The 17,948-nt window shown below is 42.7% G+C and carries 14 protein-coding genes; 13 read left to right on the top strand and 1 reads right to left on the bottom strand.

All coding sequences use genetic code 11. The annotated features are described in order from the left end of the window. The first annotated feature begins 12 nt into the window (after nucleotides 1-12). The 12 genes from DBR32_RS00780 to DBR32_RS00725 all read left to right on the top strand — a co-directional run bounded on the left by DBR32_RS00780 (nucleotide 13) and on the right by DBR32_RS00725 (nucleotide 14,494). Nucleotides 13-5,088 (top strand): translocation/assembly module TamB domain-containing protein, encoded by a 5,076-nt coding sequence (locus DBR32_RS00780; protein ID WP_124634382.1) that lies wholly within the window; start codon nucleotides 13-15, stop codon nucleotides 5,086-5,088. Nucleotide 5,089: 1 nt separating this feature from the next. Then, nucleotides 5,090-7,408, top strand: coding sequence for a BamA/TamA family outer membrane protein (locus DBR32_RS00775; RefSeq protein WP_124634381.1), 2,319 nt, complete (start codon nucleotides 5,090-5,092; stop codon nucleotides 7,406-7,408). A 107-nt stretch (nucleotides 7,409-7,515) separates the two neighbouring features. Beyond that, nucleotides 7,516-7,884 (top strand): hypothetical protein, encoded by a 369-nt coding sequence (locus tag DBR32_RS00770; RefSeq protein ID WP_124634380.1) that lies wholly within the window; start codon nucleotides 7,516-7,518, stop codon nucleotides 7,882-7,884. Between the two features lie 134 nt (nucleotides 7,885-8,018). Next, nucleotides 8,019-8,810, top strand: a complete 792-nt coding sequence (locus DBR32_RS00765; protein ID WP_124634379.1) for a FixH family protein — start codon at nucleotides 8,019-8,021, stop codon at nucleotides 8,808-8,810. Between the two features lie 77 nt (nucleotides 8,811-8,887). Next, complete coding sequence (locus DBR32_RS00760) at nucleotides 8,888-10,900, top strand: TonB-dependent siderophore receptor (protein WP_124634378.1); 2,013 nt, start codon at nucleotides 8,888-8,890, stop codon at nucleotides 10,898-10,900. A 160-nt stretch (nucleotides 10,901-11,060) separates the two neighbouring features. After that, the gene (locus DBR32_RS00755) at nucleotides 11,061-11,363 is read left to right on the top strand and encodes a hypothetical protein (protein ID WP_124634377.1); all 303 of its coding nucleotides are present in this window, start codon (nucleotides 11,061-11,063) and stop codon (nucleotides 11,361-11,363) included. 55 nt (nucleotides 11,364-11,418) lie between these two features. Beyond that, nucleotides 11,419-11,817 carry a hypothetical protein gene (locus DBR32_RS00750; protein WP_124634376.1) on the top strand — a complete coding sequence of 133 codons (399 nt, stop codon included), beginning with the start codon at nucleotides 11,419-11,421 and terminating at the stop codon, nucleotides 11,815-11,817. A 53-nt stretch (nucleotides 11,818-11,870) separates the two neighbouring features. Then, the gene (locus DBR32_RS00745) at nucleotides 11,871-12,116 is read left to right on the top strand and encodes a BPTI/Kunitz-type proteinase inhibitor domain-containing protein (protein ID WP_124634375.1); all 246 of its coding nucleotides are present in this window, start codon (nucleotides 11,871-11,873) and stop codon (nucleotides 12,114-12,116) included. 47 nt (nucleotides 12,117-12,163) lie between these two features. Beyond that, nucleotides 12,164-12,409, top strand: a complete 246-nt coding sequence (locus DBR32_RS00740; protein ID WP_124634374.1) for a BPTI/Kunitz-type proteinase inhibitor domain-containing protein — start codon at nucleotides 12,164-12,166, stop codon at nucleotides 12,407-12,409. A gap of 47 nt (nucleotides 12,410-12,456) precedes the next feature. Further along, nucleotides 12,457-12,702 carry a BPTI/Kunitz-type proteinase inhibitor domain-containing protein gene (locus tag DBR32_RS00735; RefSeq protein WP_124634373.1) on the top strand — a complete coding sequence of 82 codons (246 nt, stop codon included), beginning with the start codon at nucleotides 12,457-12,459 and terminating at the stop codon, nucleotides 12,700-12,702. A 20-nt stretch (nucleotides 12,703-12,722) separates the two neighbouring features. Further along, nucleotides 12,723-13,298, top strand: coding sequence for an RNA polymerase sigma factor (locus DBR32_RS00730; RefSeq protein ID WP_124634372.1), 576 nt, complete (start codon nucleotides 12,723-12,725; stop codon nucleotides 13,296-13,298). Next, nucleotides 13,295-14,494 carry a hypothetical protein gene (locus DBR32_RS00725; RefSeq protein ID WP_124634371.1) on the top strand — a complete coding sequence of 400 codons (1,200 nt, stop codon included), beginning with the start codon at nucleotides 13,295-13,297 and terminating at the stop codon, nucleotides 14,492-14,494. The genes DBR32_RS00730 and DBR32_RS00725 overlap by 4 nt, the downstream gene beginning before the upstream one ends. Before the next feature lie 74 nt (nucleotides 14,495-14,568). Here the strand turns inward: DBR32_RS00725 and DBR32_RS00720 are convergent, their stop codons facing one another. Further along, entirely contained in the window at nucleotides 14,569-15,684 is a 1,116-nt protein-coding gene (locus DBR32_RS00720; protein WP_124634370.1) for an endonuclease, read from the bottom strand. A gap of 172 nt (nucleotides 15,685-15,856) precedes the next feature. Between DBR32_RS00720 and DBR32_RS00715 the strand changes: the two genes are divergently transcribed. Continuing rightward, the gene (locus DBR32_RS00715) at nucleotides 15,857-17,839 is read left to right on the top strand and encodes a thiamine pyrophosphate-dependent enzyme (RefSeq protein WP_199724270.1); all 1,983 of its coding nucleotides are present in this window, start codon (nucleotides 15,857-15,859) and stop codon (nucleotides 17,837-17,839) included. Nucleotides 17,840-17,948: the final 109 nt, after the last annotated feature.

Below are 17,948 nucleotides of genomic sequence, written 5' to 3'. Positions count from 1 at the left end.
GAGGATACGCAAATGAAAAAAGTCCTAAAAGTTATACTATACGTCATATTAGCCATTATTCTTATTGTGGTAGGGGTCGTTGTGGCCATCAATACGCCATGGGGGAAAGAACAGATTCGAAAATACGCGGTCTCCTACCTTCAAAAAAAGCTGGATACCAAAGTTGAGATCGGGAAAATTGACTTCAGTATACCCTCTGCGGTCAACCTCAGTAAAGTACTGGTACTGGATAAAAGACAGGATACCATGGTTTGGGTCAATCAGCTGGATATTAGTATCAATATGCTGAAATTGATTGAGGGAAAAATCTCAGTAAGTAAATTGGGTTTGGAAGGTGCCGATATTAATATGTACCGTACCGCAACAGACACGAATTTTAACTACCAGTTTGTTGTGGATTCCTTTGTGGGCAAGAAAGAAGCCACCTCAAAAGAAGTGGTGGATACAGCCAAAGCTTCTCCGATATACATTGATGCCGGGCTGATTGAAATAAAGAATACACGCTATCGCTTTAACGATACCATTGGTGGTGCTCTTTTCGGTATCCGGGTCAATAGTCTGGTCTTGAAACCAAGACAAATCGACCTGAACAATATGCGTTTTGAAGTGGCCGATTTCAAAGGTGACAATATTAATTCCTATTTCTATGCCAGGCCATCTTCCTTACCGCCGCCTCCGGAAGATACTTCCGCACCGATAGAAGTGGTATTAGTGGTGGATAAGCTGCGATTGAATAAAGCCGATTTTGCGTTTAAGGACGAAGAATCTGCAATGGATTTTAGTATACAGGCTAAATCTTTAGAGGCAGCGATGCCTTGGTTCAGTTTGTTGCAACAGCAGATTAAGATTAATTATTTAAACCTGGATCAAACGAATTCCAGTGTCGTTTTCCATAAAAATACCCAAAAAGCAAAAAAAGAAACACCGAAACCCCTAGCGGCAAACGATACCACCGGTGGTAGCTGGCGGGTATGGGTCAATGACCTCTTGTTTAAAGATGTAGCCTTTGCCTTTGATGATGATAATACACCCAAGCTGAAATCGGGTATGGATTATTCTCATTTGGGCTTTCAGCATTTCTACCTTACGGGTAGCGAGCTGATGTATAGTGCCGATACCATAATGGGCAATGTCAAAAATCTTTCTTTAAATGAAAAAAGCGGCTTGGATATTCAAACCTTCCGCACTAAATTTATTTATCATCAACGAGGGGCTATATTGGATGAGTTGTATCTGAAAACCCCGCAAACCCTGATACAGGATAAGATTGCGGTCAGCTATCGCTCTCTAGAATCTTTGAGCAAAGAATTATCGGCCATGAAGCTGAACCTGGCGCTGAAACAGTCCGTGTTGAGCTTTAAAGACCTCTTTATCTTTTTGCCGGAGGCACAGAAACAGCAATTAAGAGACTATAAGAACCAAAAAGTCAACTTTACCTTACTGGCCGATGGTACGGTGGGCAACCTGAATATACAGAAACTGCTCTTACAAGGATTACAACAAACACAGGTAGATCTGAGCGGGCAGCTCTTTGGCTTACCCGATGCTGATAAATTGCGCTATGCGCTGAATATTAAAAACCTGAAAAGTTCGGAAAAAGACATTCATTCTTTCGTGCCTGCCTCGGTGCGCCAGCAGATTGATATTCCGGCCTGGTTTGCCCTGTCGGGAAAAATTAACGGGACAACAACGATGTATAATCCCGATCTCCTGATCCGGACTTCCGATGGTAATGCGAGTCTTAAAGGCGTTTTTGCAATGAATAAACCGGGTAAGGAATCTTATGACCTATACCTGAACGCACAGACCTTTAATATTGGTAAAATCCTCCGGATGCAGGATCAGTTGGGGACCATTACGCTTTCCGGGAAAGTGAAAGGAACCGGTTTCGATCCCAAACATATGAATGCCGATATTGATGCAACGATCTTACAGGCTTTTTATCATGGATATAATTATACCAATATTACCGCATTGGGCTTTCTCAAAAACCAGGAAGGCCAGTTAGACCTGAAGTCGAAAGATCCGAATGCATACCTGAACCTGCAATCGGTATTTAACTTTAAAAGTAAATATCCTGCTGTTACGGCCAATATGGCTATCGACCTCTTAGATCTGCAGGCCCTTAAATTCATGGATAATGAATTTAAATTTACCGGAGATGTGTATGCCAATGTATTGTCCACCAATCCCGATTTTCCTAACGCGGAGCTGAGTGTGCGCAGTCCCTTCGTAACTTCCAATGGAAAAACATATATGTTTGACAGTGTGTATGTATTGTCCCACCCGGACAATGACAGCATGCAGGATATCGATATTAATGTGGCCAATATTATTAATGCGAAGCTAACCGGTAAAATTCCATTGACCAAAATGGGCGATGCTTTACTGGCGCATATCAATAAATACTATCACATTTCGGATACCGTAGGGAATGCTCCTTTGGCTTATGATATGAACCTCTCTGGCACCTTGGCGTACCACCGCCTGTTCCGGCAAGTGGTACCGGAACTGCGGCCTTTCGATACGATCCGTTTCTTTTCGATCATCAATCCTTTATCTTTAAACATCGGTGTGGCTGCACAAAGAGTGCGCTATGCAGATATGTATCTGGATACTTTCTCTTTCTCTGCCGTAGAGCAGGACAGCAGCCTGATGTATGTAGCCGGGCTTAATAAATTTTCTAAAGGCAATATCCAGTTTTATAATTCCTCCCTGTCTGGCTATTTAAGACACGATAGTATCAGTTCTTTCCTTAACCTAACCGATAATCAAAGTGTTGATCAATTTAGTTTGGGCGTAACCACCTCTATTAATCAGGATAATGATCTTGTGTTTAACCTGCAAAGAGGGCTGAAACTTAACTATGATGACTGGACGGTCAATCCTTTAAACAGGATTGTATTTGGCGGCGACAAAGGTATTTACATCAATGACCTGGCCTTGAATCAGGGCAATCAGCTGATCAGTGTGAAGAGTAAAGATACCATGTTTAATAGTCCTTTAAATATCAATATTCAGAATTTTGCCATCCTGAACCTCACCAAAATGATCAGTAAGGATACGGTCTTGGCAGATGGTAAGCTGTTTGTGAATGCCGACCTGGATATGCGGGACAGTTTCCCTAAAGTGGCGGGAGATGTTAAAATTGATTCTTTATTTGTCATGGGCTCTACTTTGGGCAACCTGAGCGCTCATGTGAAAAATGAAAATGCCTATAGCTATTTTGCTGATGCCCGACTGACCGGTTATGATAATGATATTTCGATTGTAGGGAATTATAACCTGAAACCGATTGATAATAATGAACTGGATTTTAAAGCCAATTTCAAAACCTTTAGCCTCAAAAGTATGGAGGGACTTACTTTCGGGAATTTAAAAAATAGCAGCGGTAGCATCACCGGCGATCTTGATATTAAAGGAACAGTAGCCAATCCTTTGATTGAAGGAACGCTGAAGACGAACCAACTGAAGACAACCTTGTCGATGTTCAATACCTATATGAGCATGCCGGAGGAAACGATCCGATTTGACCGGAACAGAGGTCTGTACTTCGATCGATTTAAAATTTACGATCAATATAATAAACTGGCCACCTTATCCGGAAGATTGAATACCAAGAATTTTACCGAATATAGCCTGGATATGACCTTTGCTGCTAATAACTGGCAGGCGATGAATTCTACTTCAAAAGATAATGAGTCCATTTACGGAAAATTATTTTTGAGTGCGAATATTGGCTTGCATGGCAATATGACTTCGCCTGCGGTTGATGGTAATATTACGATTCATGACAGCACCGATTTTAGTTACGCGATGTTGGATAATCCTGCTTTAGTGGCTAATGACGGTATTGTGATGTTCTACGATGGCAGAGACAGCGGATGGGTAGACTCTACGGAAATGAACCTGGAAAAAGCAAAATACCTTTTGTCTCAAAGTTCTTCACTGAATGTAAATGTAGATATCCAGAAGAACGCGCAGTTTACCGTATTGATTGATCCCGAAACGGGCGATCGCCTGAATGTAAAAGGGACTTCTTTCTTAAATGCTAATTTAGGTTCGGATGGAAGTATGACCCTGACCGGTTCTTATGAACTGGAAGATGGTTACTATGAATTGAACTATAACCTGCTTAAAAAGAAATTTAAGATACAGAAAGGAAGCATGATCATGCTGGCCGGCGATCCCTTAGACGCTGAGGTCAACATTACAGCAGTCTATAAAGCCGATGCTGCCCCTTATGACCTTGTACAGAAACAAGGTCAGGATGCTGCAGACCTGAACCAGTACCGCCAACGTATGCCATTCCAGGTATTGTTGAAAATGAGCGGAAAAGTGTTGAAGCCAACCATCAATTTTGATATTATCGTACAAGAAGGCGGCTTAAATACCGTTAATGAAAGTGTGAAGTCCTTTGTGGAAAGTAAGTTGAGCGATATGCGCAACAATCCTTCCGATATGAACAAGCAAGTCGTCTCTTTACTCTTACTGGGCCGTTTCATTGCAGAAGATCCGTTCAGCTCCAGTGGTGGTGGATTGGGCATTGAGAATGCAGTAAGACAAAGTGCCAGCCGTTTCTTAAGCGAGCAGATGAATCGTATGGCCGGCGACCTGATCAAGGGTATTGAGCTTGATTTTGGCGTGAACACTTCCGAAGATTTCTCTACGGGATCGAAAGTAAACCGTACTGATTTTAATATTACAGCTTCTAAAAGATTATTCAACGATAGGCTTAAGGTGACTATAGGAAATGATTTTGCTTTGGAAGGACAAACGGCAGGCGTCACAAACCCGAGCTATCTGCCCGGAAACCTGTCGGCCGATTATTTGCTTACTCCCGATGGGAAATACATATTAAGAGGATATCGTAAGAGCGAATTGCAGAATATTATCAACGGCTACCTGATCGAGACCGGTTTGAGTTTCCGTTTTTCTTTAGAATACAACCGCTTCCGCTCCCTGTTGATGGGGCAGGAACGATACCGTGCCTTTATGCGTAAAAAGAGGGAAGCAGAGGCCAAAAAATTACAGGAGCGAAAAGACAGAGCAGCCCTAAGCATCACTAACACCCCGAGCAAACCTTAACGTGAATAGAAACCAGCAGCATATATTATCCGGACTAGTGACATTGCTTGTGATTGCAATGTTAGGTACCTCTTGTTCCAATACAAAGTATTTGGCCAAGGGGCAGACTTTATATTTGGGCAGTACGGTAAAAGTCATCGACAGTGCCAATAAAGAAAAAGCTTATTTAGAGGAAATACTTTCAGAAGCCATCCGCCCAAAACGGAATAAAAAGATATTTGGCGTACGGTTTAAACTGACTATGTATAACCTCGCCGGAGAGCCCAAATCGGAAAAGGGACTGCGGAAATATGTACGGGACAAAATTGGAGAAGCGCCTGTTTTAGGAGAGAGTTTTAACCTAAAACGTAATGAGCAGATCATCATCAACATGCTGCAAAATAATGGCTATTTCGGCCCGCAGATTGTGTCCACACGCATCGATGATACACTGAAAAAGACAACCACCGGCAAGTTTGAAGTCCGGGCCGGTAAACGCTATTATTTTAGAAAAGTAGAGTACCTAACCGGGGATACGGTATTAGTTGCCAAAGAGATACAAGGTATTGCGGCGCAATCGCTCCTGAAAAGAGGCAATCCTTATTTGCTGGATGCAATCATGGCAGATCGTGATCGCATAGATGATCACCTGAAGAACATGGGTTATTATTACTTTTCACCTGATTTTCTTATTGCAAAGATCGATACAGGTACGGGTACCGATTCGATTGATTTAAGAATGGAATTGAAATATGATGTGATGCAGCCCAAAACCTATCAGCAGTACCGCATCAAAGATGTTTACCTTAATACCAATTATATCGCCCAAACCACTAATGATACTACCCGGAGAAGAAGAACGAACCTGGATACGGTGACTTATGAACATTACCATGTGATCAGAAGAAGAGAAAATTTTAAGCCGGTCATTTTTAAAACGGCGATACACCTGAAGCCAGGCGACCTGTACAGTAAGAAAAAGCAAAACCTTTCTTTAAACCGTCTGGTGAGCCTTAATGCCTTTAAATTTATTAAGAGTGACCTGACTGATATTTATGACAGCACGGGGCAGCCCTTACTTACGGCTTTATATAATCTTACGCCCTATCCTTCCAAATCGCTGAATTTTGAAGCGGCCGGTTTCTCGCAGAATGACAGCAGGGTAGGTTCCCGCTTGTCTGTTGGCTGGAAACATAAAAATATCTTCAAGGGAGCGGAACAACTGGAGATCAAAGTATCCGGTGGATTTGAAATACAGTATGGAGGTAGCCAGAAGTTGCCCAATCTCTACCAGACCGGTATTGAGACAAACCTTTCGGTGCCACGTCTGCTCTTTGGCCGTACCTTTAACCTGTCGACCAACAGTGCCTTTATTCCCCGGAGCTATGTGAAATTGGCTTATAATTATTACCTGAGACAAACAGCCTATCGCCTTAATACCTTCAATTTTAGCTTAGGGTATCAATGGAAAGAATCAATCAATAAAGACCATAAACTCTATCCGATCAATATTACTTATGTTAAGACAGATACGTTTAAGGATGCCTCTAATTTCTATATTGACAATATCTTGTTCAATGGTATTATCATAGGACCTACGTATCAGTTCACCTACAATTCCCAGATCGGTGGCCGTAAAGATGTCAATTTCTTTTTTGACGGCTTGGTGGATTTATCTGCAAATATTTTAGGCCTGGCACAGAAAACATCTTTGAGCAAACCGCCCGAAAAAATACTCGGTACGCAGTACGCTCAATATATAAAAATGCAAACCGATTTCCGGGTATACAAGACTTTTGGGAAAGAAAATATGTGGGCCAACCGTCTATTTCTGGGCGCAGGATATGCCTATGGTAATTCGTACAAAATGCCCAATATCAAACAATTCTTTGTGGGTGGTGCGAACAGTCTGAGAGGCTTTCGTTCGCGGTTTTTAGGTCCCGGTTCTTTCCATGGTAGCAGTACGGGTACCAACTACCTGGAATTGCTTGGCGACATCAAGATAGAAGCCAATACCGAATTCAGGGTGCCGCTATATTCTACCTGGTTAAAAGGGGCAGCCTTTATAGACGCAGGGAATGTATGGATGCTGCGGGATGATCCTAATTTTCCCGGAGGTATGTTTTCCAAAAATTTTATAAAAGATATTGCCGTTAGTGGCGGTTTGGGTTTAAGAATGGATTTCTCTATCCTCGTATTACGCTTTGATTTTGGGATGCCTATGCGCAAGCCCTGGTTGGCCGATGGCGATAAGTGGGTGCTGAACCAGATCGATTTTACCTCCAAAGCATGGCGTAAAGACAATCTTATTTTCAACCTGGCTATAGGATATCCATTCTAGGTACCTCGGATTTTAAAGACACTTTATTTGTCGCTTGATTATCATTTTTATAACCTTTTAGTATTTGAATATCATAATATAATGCAAACACCCTACCTTTGCATTTCATGAAAAAAGGCATCATTATTTTACTGTTCTTATCAACGCTGCTACAGGCGCTCAGTAAAGTAGTGATCTATATAGATTACAAGATCAATCAGGATTATATTGCGCAAAACCTTTGTGAGAATAAAGCAAAACCCCAATTACATTGTAATGGTAAATGTCAGTTGTCCAAACAGCTGAAGAAAGACGATGACAATAGTAAAGAAGGGAAGAAGAGTATTCAGGAGGCCGTTTATTATTGTAATAAAGCCAGCTTTATCCTGCCTGAATGGAGCAGCTTTGCGCTAGCACCTACCTACAATATTCACCCGCAAACTGCGGTAAAAGAATACCACAATACCATTTTTCATCCACCCAATTTTATCATTTAGTTTTTATTGCATAGCACAAGCCTGATGGTTTGTGGTTCTTTGGTATACCTATCGGTACAATTTGATTTGTATCGCTTGCGTCTGCGTACGCTAGGGTATTCCTCCTCTTTACATAAACTCAATTTTAAAATTAAATGAAAAAGATATTCTCCCTTTTATTCATAGCGGCAGCATTATGCACCTACACTTCCTGTAAAACGAAAGATACCCCAAAACCTGCTGTAGAAAGCCTGACCAAAAAGCAAATCGGTACAGCCCGCACAGCTGATAGTTATACCGTAACCTTATATGCCGACTCAAACCTGCTTTTCTCCGGGTATAATAGAGTATATGTAACCGTACAAGACCCCGCCGGGGCCGCCACTAATACCGCTACGGTTTCGATAAGCCCCGTAATGACCATGACTTCTATGACGCATTCCGCTCCCTTTGAGCAAGTTGTGTATGCCGAGGCAGAAAAAAGCTATGCAGGTGCGGTAATCTTTAATATGCCGAGTACGGCAGATGGTTCCTGGGCGATTAATGTAACGGTTAACGGCCGTTCGGTAAGTATTCCGGTAAGCGTTACTTCCTTCCCGACAAAAATAATGAGTTCCGGTGTGGGTACAGACAATAATACCTATATCGTTTCTTTGGTTAGACCCCTGGTCTGGAAAGTAGGGATGAATGATATTGAACTGACCATTCATAAAAAAGTATCCATGATGGATTTTCCGGGAGTAGACCATCTTTCCTTAGAAATGACACCCGAAATGCCTTCTATGGGGCATGGCTCTCCAAACAACATTAGTCCTGTAAGTGTAGGCAACGGACATTATAAGGGAAAAGTAAATTATACGATGACCGGCGATTGGCGCCTGCATCTGAAATTGTCAGACGGAAATACCGTGCTGCTTGCAGATGCCTATATCGATATTTTATTCTAACCGATCGGCACTACTTCACCATGCCTATATTTTCGGGATGATGAAGTGGTGCCGGTTTTAACCTTAAAGATGGCTTTATGCGTACTTTTATATACACGATGCTGTGTAGTGCAGGCCTATGCACAACACAGGCACAACAGATGCCCGATACGACTAAGCAGGCTACGCTGCTTACGGATGTACAGGTAACGGCCTGGCGCAATGATGCAATACAAAAACAATATAAGACAAATGACCTGCAATTGCCTGTAGATCGTTTACTGGAGCGGATCAAAGGCGTATCTATGATTCGCAGGGGTAATTTTGCAATGGAACCCACCCTTAGGGGCCTGAGCGCCGCTCAGATCAATACAACGATAGACGGGATGCAGGTGTTCGGGGCTTGCACCGATCGCATGGATCCGGTCAGTTCCTATGTGGAACCCAATAATTTAGAGAGTATCCAGGTCAGTTTTGGTCCTAATGAAGCGCAATATGGCACCAGCGTAGGCGGAGGCCTGAATTTCAGCTTGCAAAAAGCCAAGCCTAATAATGCCGTATCCTGGACCGGATTGGCAGGTGCCGGATATGAAACCAATGCCCAAGCCATGCAAACCATTGCCGCGCTCCAATATTCCGGCAAGCGACTGGCATTGGGGGCCAATGCTGTGTTTCGCCGTGCCGGTAATTATACCGCAGGTAAAGGACAAGAGATTCTTTTCTCCCAATATAACAAATGGAACCTGGGGTTGAATGGGGCCTATCTGCTCAGTCAAAAACACCAATTGCATTTTGATTACTTACAAGACGAAGGGTATAATATAGGCTACCCGGCCTTGACGATGGATGTTTCTTTTGCCAAAGCCAAAATCGGCTCGATCAGTCATGTATATGAATCGGCTGCACAGAAATTATATCGCTGGGAGACAAAATTTTACTACAATTTTATCGATCATGCGATGGATGATACCAAACGGCCTTCCTGGCAGGTACCCATTCATATGGATATGCCGGGTACGTCACAGACCATGGGTTTTTATTCCAAAGCCAATTGGAAACTAAGCAACAGGCATAGTTTTGGGGCACAGCTCAACGCGTATGATAATAAGCTGCATGCTGAAATGACCATGTATCCCGAACATGCCGCAGAAATGTTTATGCTTACCTTACCTGATGTGCGTAGGACCGTTGCGGGTTTAGAGTTGAGCGATAAGGTGTGGCTGACCGATCGGTTTCGTCTAAGTACGGGGGCAACCCTCAATTATGTGCGGTCCGATATCTATTCTGAAATGGGCCGGCAAACCTTGTCCAGCATTTTTACCGGAACATTGGCACAAATGCATATCCTGTTTAACGCCTTTGTACGGGCCGACTACCAATTCAATACACATTGGTCGCTACAAGCGGGGCTGGCCAGGGGCGAGCGTAATGCCTCGTCTCAGGAGTTATATGCGTTTTATCTATTCAACAGGCTCGATAATTTTGACTATATCGGTAATAAAGACCTGAAAACGGAGCGCTCCTGGAATGCTAATCTTGGTTTTTCTTTTCATCACGACGGATTGTCTATCGCACCGCAACTATTTATGTACCGCTTTGAAGACTACATAGTGGGTCAGCGTATACAAGGTTACAGTACGATGACCATTGGTGCGAGCGGCGTAAAGCAATATCGTAATATACCCAACGCCCTTTTATATGGCGGGGAGCTGCTGGCAAGCTATCAACTCCTGCCGGAATTGAAAATCCAATCCACCAATACAATCAGCATCGGTCAGGATAATGAAGGCAGGCCTTTACCTTTAATGCCTCCGTTCAAATCGGTAAACCGACTTGAATATGGTCTAAAAGGGTATGGTATATATGTAGAATCTATTACACAAGCCAAGCAAGACAGGGTGAGTACGGCACAGTATGGCGAGCGGGTTTCCAATGGATTTAGTATTTTGAATGCAGGCCTGGGTAAGACCTTTGGCTTAGGTCATACAAAAGTAAATGCGAATGTATCGGTACAAAATATATTTGATAAGCAGTATTATGAGCATCTGGATATCCTGAAGTTGTACCGGCCGGGCCGTAATCTGGTCTTGAACCTTACCGTACTCTTTTAAGACGGAGTGCTGTCTTTTCAGGAAAAATAGTGCTGCAATGTTGCAGCACTATTTTTTTTATTCATTATTTCTAAGATGGCTAAACGATTGTGCGTCTATGTAGGTATAAGCGCCTTACGCTATGTTGGCGCTTAGGAGTAAACCATTAAAAATCAAAGCTATGCGTACTAATTTGATCATTTGTTTTGCCTTTATTTCTCTGCTTTTGTCCGGCTGTCAAAAAAAAGGACAAAGCTACCGGATGACTGTAGTTAAAGATTGTACAGGTACCTACCTGCGCTATGATCATAAAGATTATCTGGTCTGTAATTATGCCGCACTACGCAATTATGCGCATGCTGCAGCCCTTACCGTAACCTATAATCGAATTGACAATTGTACCCAAAGAGACCCCGACCTGGCTTTCTGTGAAATGTTGCATGCTCATGAGGGATGGATTAAGGTAGCATCTGTACAACCATAAAAAATAAGCAGTCATACAAGGGTTAACCTGATCACCTATAAACCATAAAGAAAGCATGAAAATATTAGTACTGTTGTGCTCCCTGTTTGCCATAACTGCCCTTGGTAGCTGTCAAAAGATTGAGCGGTCAACCGCCGATAATACCCAAACCAAGCGTGTACGTTTCACTGAAGAAAATAAAAAGTGCGTGGATGAACGGCTGCTGGCTTTTCAGCAACAGGAATCCTGCGACGATGCAACCATAAAATCGTATACTTTTCAGGGACAGTTAGTGTATGTGCTGGATTATGGCGATTGTATTGCAGATGTGACTTCAGAAGTTGTTTCGGAAGACTGCAAAGTGTTAGGCTACCTGGGTGGCCTCGCCGGAAGCAGCACGCTTAATGGAACTGAATTTTGGTCAAATGCCATATTTGTAACCACCGTATGGCATAAGTTAGTACTTTATAATTGAAAAAGCCCTATAAACCCCTTATATATTTTTCAAAAACCCATTAATTTTTAACCATGAAAGCGTACCTAACCATTCTAGCAGTCCTGCTCATCGGATTGAGCTCCTGCTCCAAAAAATGTAAAACGGCCGGTGGTGCCTGTAATGACACCGTTCCGACAAATGAGGCTTGCCTGGCTTACTTCCAGCGTTGGTTTTATAATCCACAAACCAATACCTGTGAGTTAAAGGCCTACAGCGGTTGCTCTGCCAAAGGTTTTGCCACAGAAGCCGAATGTAATACCTGTAAATGTAAAAAGTAATCAATAGGCTAGCCCTGTAAATTCAATCCATAAAATTTAATTTAGCCATGAAAGCGTACTTAACTATTTTAGCAGTCATGCTCATAGGATTGAGCTCCTGCTCTAAAAAATGCGAAACGGCGGGTGGTGCCTGTAATGACACCGTTCCGACAAATGAGCTTTGTCAGGCTTATTTCCAGCGTTGGTTTTATAATGCACAAACCAATACCTGCGAGTTAAAAGCATATGGCGGTTGCTCTGCCAAAGGCTTTGCTACAGAAGCAGAATGTAATACTTGTAAATGTAAAAAATAGTCCCCACGGTAGCCCTGTAAACCTTATCTGTAAATTTATTTTAGCCCATGAAAATTTATCTGATTATTTTAGCATGTGTACTAATAGGACTGAGTGCCTGTTCTAAAAAGTGCGCAACTGAAGGGGCTGCCTGCGAAGACACCGTTCCGACAAATGAACTGTGTAAGGCTTATTTTCAACGTTGGTTTTATAACCCACAGACCAATAGCTGCGAATTAAAGGGATATAGCGGCTGCTCTGCCAAAGGCTTCGCCAGCGAAGCAGCTTGTAGTACCTGTGCTTGTAAAAAATGATTAATACAGGAATCCTGTAAATGGACATTATAGACGAAAAGCTTCAATATCTGATTAATGGCTGTACTCAAGGCGTTGCCCTGGTGCAGAGGGAATTTTATTATACTTACTATAGCACCTTAATGAAAGTAAGCATCCGTTATGCACCCACTACCGAAGATGCGGAACAGTGGGTGCATGACGGTTTTATGAAAATATACAATAACCTTGGCCAATATAAATCTGAAGGTTCCTTCGAAGGTTGGATTAAGAAAATCATGAGCCGAGTCTGTTTAGATCACTTGAGGGCCAGCAATGCGATGAAGAACGAAGTAGACAAAAACACCGTTTACAGTGCAGATGAGCAATTGATGAAAGACACACCTGTCGAAAATGAGATACACCAGAAATTATCCGCCGCAGATATCCTACTACTATTAAAAAAATTACCCGAAAAGCAGAAGATAGTCTTTAACCTCTTTGTCTTTGAAGGGTATAATCATAAAGAAATTGCCGAAGTGTTGACCGTAACCGAAAACCATTCTTATTGGTTGTTGCACCAGGCGAGAAAAGCATTAAAAAGTATATTGACCAAAGCACACAATTTTCAAATATGAGTAAGGGGAAGATCGATAATGAGCTGCAGGAGATTTGGGAAAATCAAACCTTTCAACCAAGCGAAAAAGGCTGGTTGGCGATGGAGCGCGCATTAGCAGCTAAGCCAGAACAAGCTCCGAAAAAAGTGCCCTTTTGGGGAGTCTATAAAAAAGCCGCCGCGGCCATATTGGTTTTGGGGCTGGGCACATTTAGCGTTTGGTTCATCAATCAGGAAGAATCAGTCCAAAGGGTATCACATACAGCCCAAGCAGAAAATAAGCAGGTGCCGGAGCCTGCTACACCAGTAGCAGTTGCTACAGAAGGTGTGGCAGATCATGAAGTGCCCGTGGTGGGCAGCACGGTTTCTGTAGAAAAGCCGGCAAAGGGGCATCCGTATTTTGTTCCCGCAATGCCCAAAAAAGAAGCACTTATCAAACCGGTAGCGCCGGTAGCAGTTGTGCCTAAGGAAACGATAATTCCTGAGGTATTGGTAACAGACAGTCCGGTACAAACCGCAATCGTACATAACAAAGAGGCCGGCAAAACAACAACAGAACGTAAATCGGCGTTTGAGCCAATCATTAATCCGGAAATCGATCGGAAGCGCAATGGTAATAAGCCTTTAGAGGTGGGCGTACTGGCCAATATCGGGAAACCGAGTTTAGGTAATATTCAGTATAATGTAGGGGTTGTGCTGAGAAAAGAATGGGATAATTTCTTTTCAGAAGCTTCGGTCAGCATGGCTTCAACCGATATTCGCTTTTCTGAAAATATGCGGTATGGCGTTGCATACGGCAGTGGGGATATGACCAATTCGGAAGGTACTAATGCGATAGCTGCCAATACTATTGGAGAAACACAGATGGTCTACGGCAACAATATCTTCGGCTTGGGTATCGCGCCGTCCATAGGCTATAAGATTGGTAAATATGTGTCTCTGGCCGTGGGGATGGATGTATATCACAATTTTAATAATAACCTCAACCTGCAGTATAACAACCAGGTTACACAAAAGAAAATCAGGAATGTGATCGGGGTGAAAAACGTGACGAACTGGGATTCGGGCCTTAAAGGGCAATTGGGCATTCATCTCAATAAAGCAATATCCATACAAACGCAATATCGCCAGGGGCTTTCCAACTATATTATTTCAGAAAGCAAGTCTTATAAAAATTCCATCATTAATGTGGGCTTTATCTATCGTTTTCAACAATAATCAAATAATACCTTAAATACAGCAAAGCGGCTTGCCCNNGGGCAAGCCGCTTTGCTGTATTATAACCGAACAATTTATTCCTTGATCAGCTTTTTGATGGCTAAACCTTGTTCGGTCTTTATCTTTAGGATATATATACCACTCGGATAAGTGCTCATGTCAATTTGCCCCTGATACTGCTGTGCTTTAGGAACATCTTTAGTCCATAAAACACGGCCATCCACGCTTTGCACGACCATCATTTCCAGTGCATCGGTGGCATTGGCGGTAATACTCAGGTGTACGATATCCTTAGCCGGATTGGGATACACATCAATATAGGTATTCGTTGTGTTGATCGTAGCGACACTAGTCGGGGCGCAATTGGTATTGCCCCAGATACAGTCTACATATTCGGGATGATCGATGTAGGGATTACGGTTGCCCTGATAATTATAGGCGGCATTATTCCGGTCTTTTTCCCTTTGACTTACCGGATCCTGCTGGTGCCATTGCAACAACAGGTCCACCTGCCATTGTAATAAACCCCTTGTAGCTGTTCCATCCATTATATTGCCCGAAGAAAAGCTGGGAACACTGTTTTGGTAACGGGTTACAAAGTAAAACAAGGTACGGGCCACATCTCCTTTAAATTCATCAATCGGTTCAAATACCGTACCGGAATATCCTGCGGATGCATTTGGGCCTAATTTAGAACCATTCGTCGAGGTCCAGGTAGGATTATTCACCTTTCCATAAGGGAAATTATCCCTTACGCCATTCACTTTTCCATCTGTAGGCACCACAAACTGTATGTCATTTTTCATTGGGGAAGCGCTGTTAAACAAGCTTTGCGGCATCATGTGCTCCCTGTTAAAACAATCTCCTTCTGTACTGTAATTGCCACAGCGGTTAGCCGGAACTGTATAGCTGTAAGTATAGGCATCCACACTACTTGGTTTTTCAGAATAGATATCCAGTACCGTACCATCATTCTCATAATAGCGGTCTACATCAGTATTCGGATAGCCATTATACAGACCATTATAACCGTGATCGACATGACCCAGGGTAATAATGTTGCACAATTTTGTTTTTAACGCATAGCCCGTATAGCCGGTTGCATTATCATAATACCCTGCGGGAATCTGGGCAAAACCAGATAGACTTGTTGCGGTAAGTATTACAGAAAATAGAATATTTTTCTTCATGTTTCTTTTAAATATCCGCCAAAGTTAGTCCGATTACTTAATATATAGTGTTTTAACCACCTGTTTTTCTTGGAATTTACCTTAGCTTAACATTAAAAACCGGCCTACAATTATTGGTATCGGAATGGGCTGATGCGTAAAATATACTACCTTTGGCCAAATTTTTGAATTCATGCATTTCGATCATAAAAAATTCGATAAAGACCAACTCATACAATTATATGCCGGGCTCTTGAAACCCCGGATGATAGAAGAAAAAATGCTGATTTTACTGCGTCAGGGCAGGGTAAGCAAGTGGTTTAGCGGCATTGGCCAGGAAGCCATTGCAGTAGGTGCCACAATGGCCTTGGACGCAGATGAATATATTATGCCCCTGCACCGCAACCTTGGTGTATTTACGGCAAGAAAAATGCCTTTCTCTAAACTGTTTTTACAATGGCAGGGTAAGAAAGAAGGGTATAGCAAAGGTAGAGAACGTTCCTTCCACTTTGGAAGTAACGAACACCAAATTTGTGGTATGATCTCGCATTTGGGTCCACAATTAGCTATTGCAGATGGTATTGCCTTAGCACACAAACTAAAAAAGGAGCAAAAAGTTTCTTTGGCTTTTTCAGGTGATGGCGGTACGAGTGAAGGGGATTTTCACGAAGCACTTAATACCGCTGCGGTATGGGGACTTCCTGTTATCTTTTTGATCGAAAATAACGGTTATGGCCTGAGCACACCAAGCAGTGAGCAGTTTATATGTAAGCAATTGGCCGATAAAGCAATTGGTTATGGCATGGCTTCTAAAATTATAGATGGTAACAATATCCTTGAGGTATATAATACTATTAAAGAAGCGCGTGAATATTGTATTACAGAACAGAAACCTATTCTGATCGAAGCCATGACCTTCCGTATGCGTGGGCATGAAGAAGCGAGTGGGGTAAAATATGTACCTAAAGAATTGTTTGAAGAATGGGGTAAGAAAGATCCGGTACAAAACTTTGAAGACTTCCTGAAGAAAGAAAAGATTATTAACGAGGGGACTATTGAGGCCCTGAGAGCCGAAATTCAAAAAGAAATTGAAGCAGGTCTGGAAATTGGTTTTGCCGCAGAGGCCATCAAACCGAATACCGCAGAAGAGGTAGCAGACGTATTTGTTCCTTACAAAGCGGTGAATACCGTAATCAGCGATACCTGTGCGAAAACAGAAAAGAAATTTATACAGGCAGTAAGCGACGCCATCAGACAGTCTATGGAAAAACATCCTGAACTGATTTTGATGGGACAAGATATTGCCGAGTATGGCGGCGCCTTTAAAGTAACCGAAGGAATGGTTGAGCTGTTTGGCAAAGAGCGCGTACGCAATACGCCTTTATGTGAAAGTGCGATCATCGGTACGGCTTTAGGTTTGTCGATCAAAGGATTTAAATCGATGATGGAAATGCAGTTTGCCGATTTTGCGACGGTAGGCTTTAACCAGATCATTAATAACCTCGCCAAAATTCATTATCGCTGGGGTCAAAACGCCGATGTGGTGGTGCGTATGCCCACAGGGGCAGGGGTAGGCGCCGGTCCGTTCCACTCCCAAAGCAATGAAGCCTGGTTTACCCATACCCCCGGTTTAAAAGTAGTGTATCCGGCTACACCGGAAGATGCAAAAGGATTATTGCTGGCCGCCTTTGAAGACCCTAACCCGGTGCTGTTCTTCGAGCATAAAGCTTTATATCGTAGTGTCAGCGGATTGGTGCCCGACGATTATTATACTATTGAAATTGGGAAAGCCCGCCTCGTACAGGAAGGAAGCGATATATCTATCATCACCTATGGTAGTGGTGTACATTGGGCTACTGATTATGCAAAACAACATCCCGAAATATCTATCGATATCCTGGATTTGAGAACCTTATCTCCTTTGGATTATGAGGCGATTGAGGCAAGCGTAAAGCGTACAGGTAAAGTATTGCTCTTGCATGAAGATAGTTTGCTCGGTGGTATCGGAGGCGAAATTTCTGCCTGGATTTCCGAAAACTGTTTTGCTTATTTAGATGCACCGATTATTCGCTGTGCGAGTTTAGATACCCCGATCCCATTCGCGATAGAATTGGAGCAGAATTTCTTAGCGAAAGGCAGACTGGATGAATCTGTTCAGAAATTAATGCAGTTTTAAGCATAAAGAGCACAAAAAAATATAAGACAAAGAGCATCGGATTAATACAACCCGGTGCTCTTTTGCTTTATAGACGGTAATCATGCACATTATCCATCAGCGCTATTTT

Source organism: Taibaiella sp. KBW10 (genome assembly GCF_003852495.1).
Lineage (GTDB): Bacteria > Bacteroidota > Bacteroidia > Chitinophagales > Chitinophagaceae > Edaphocola.
Note: the sequence above shows the minus strand (reverse complement) of the source record. Positions and strands in the feature narration are given on the sequence as shown.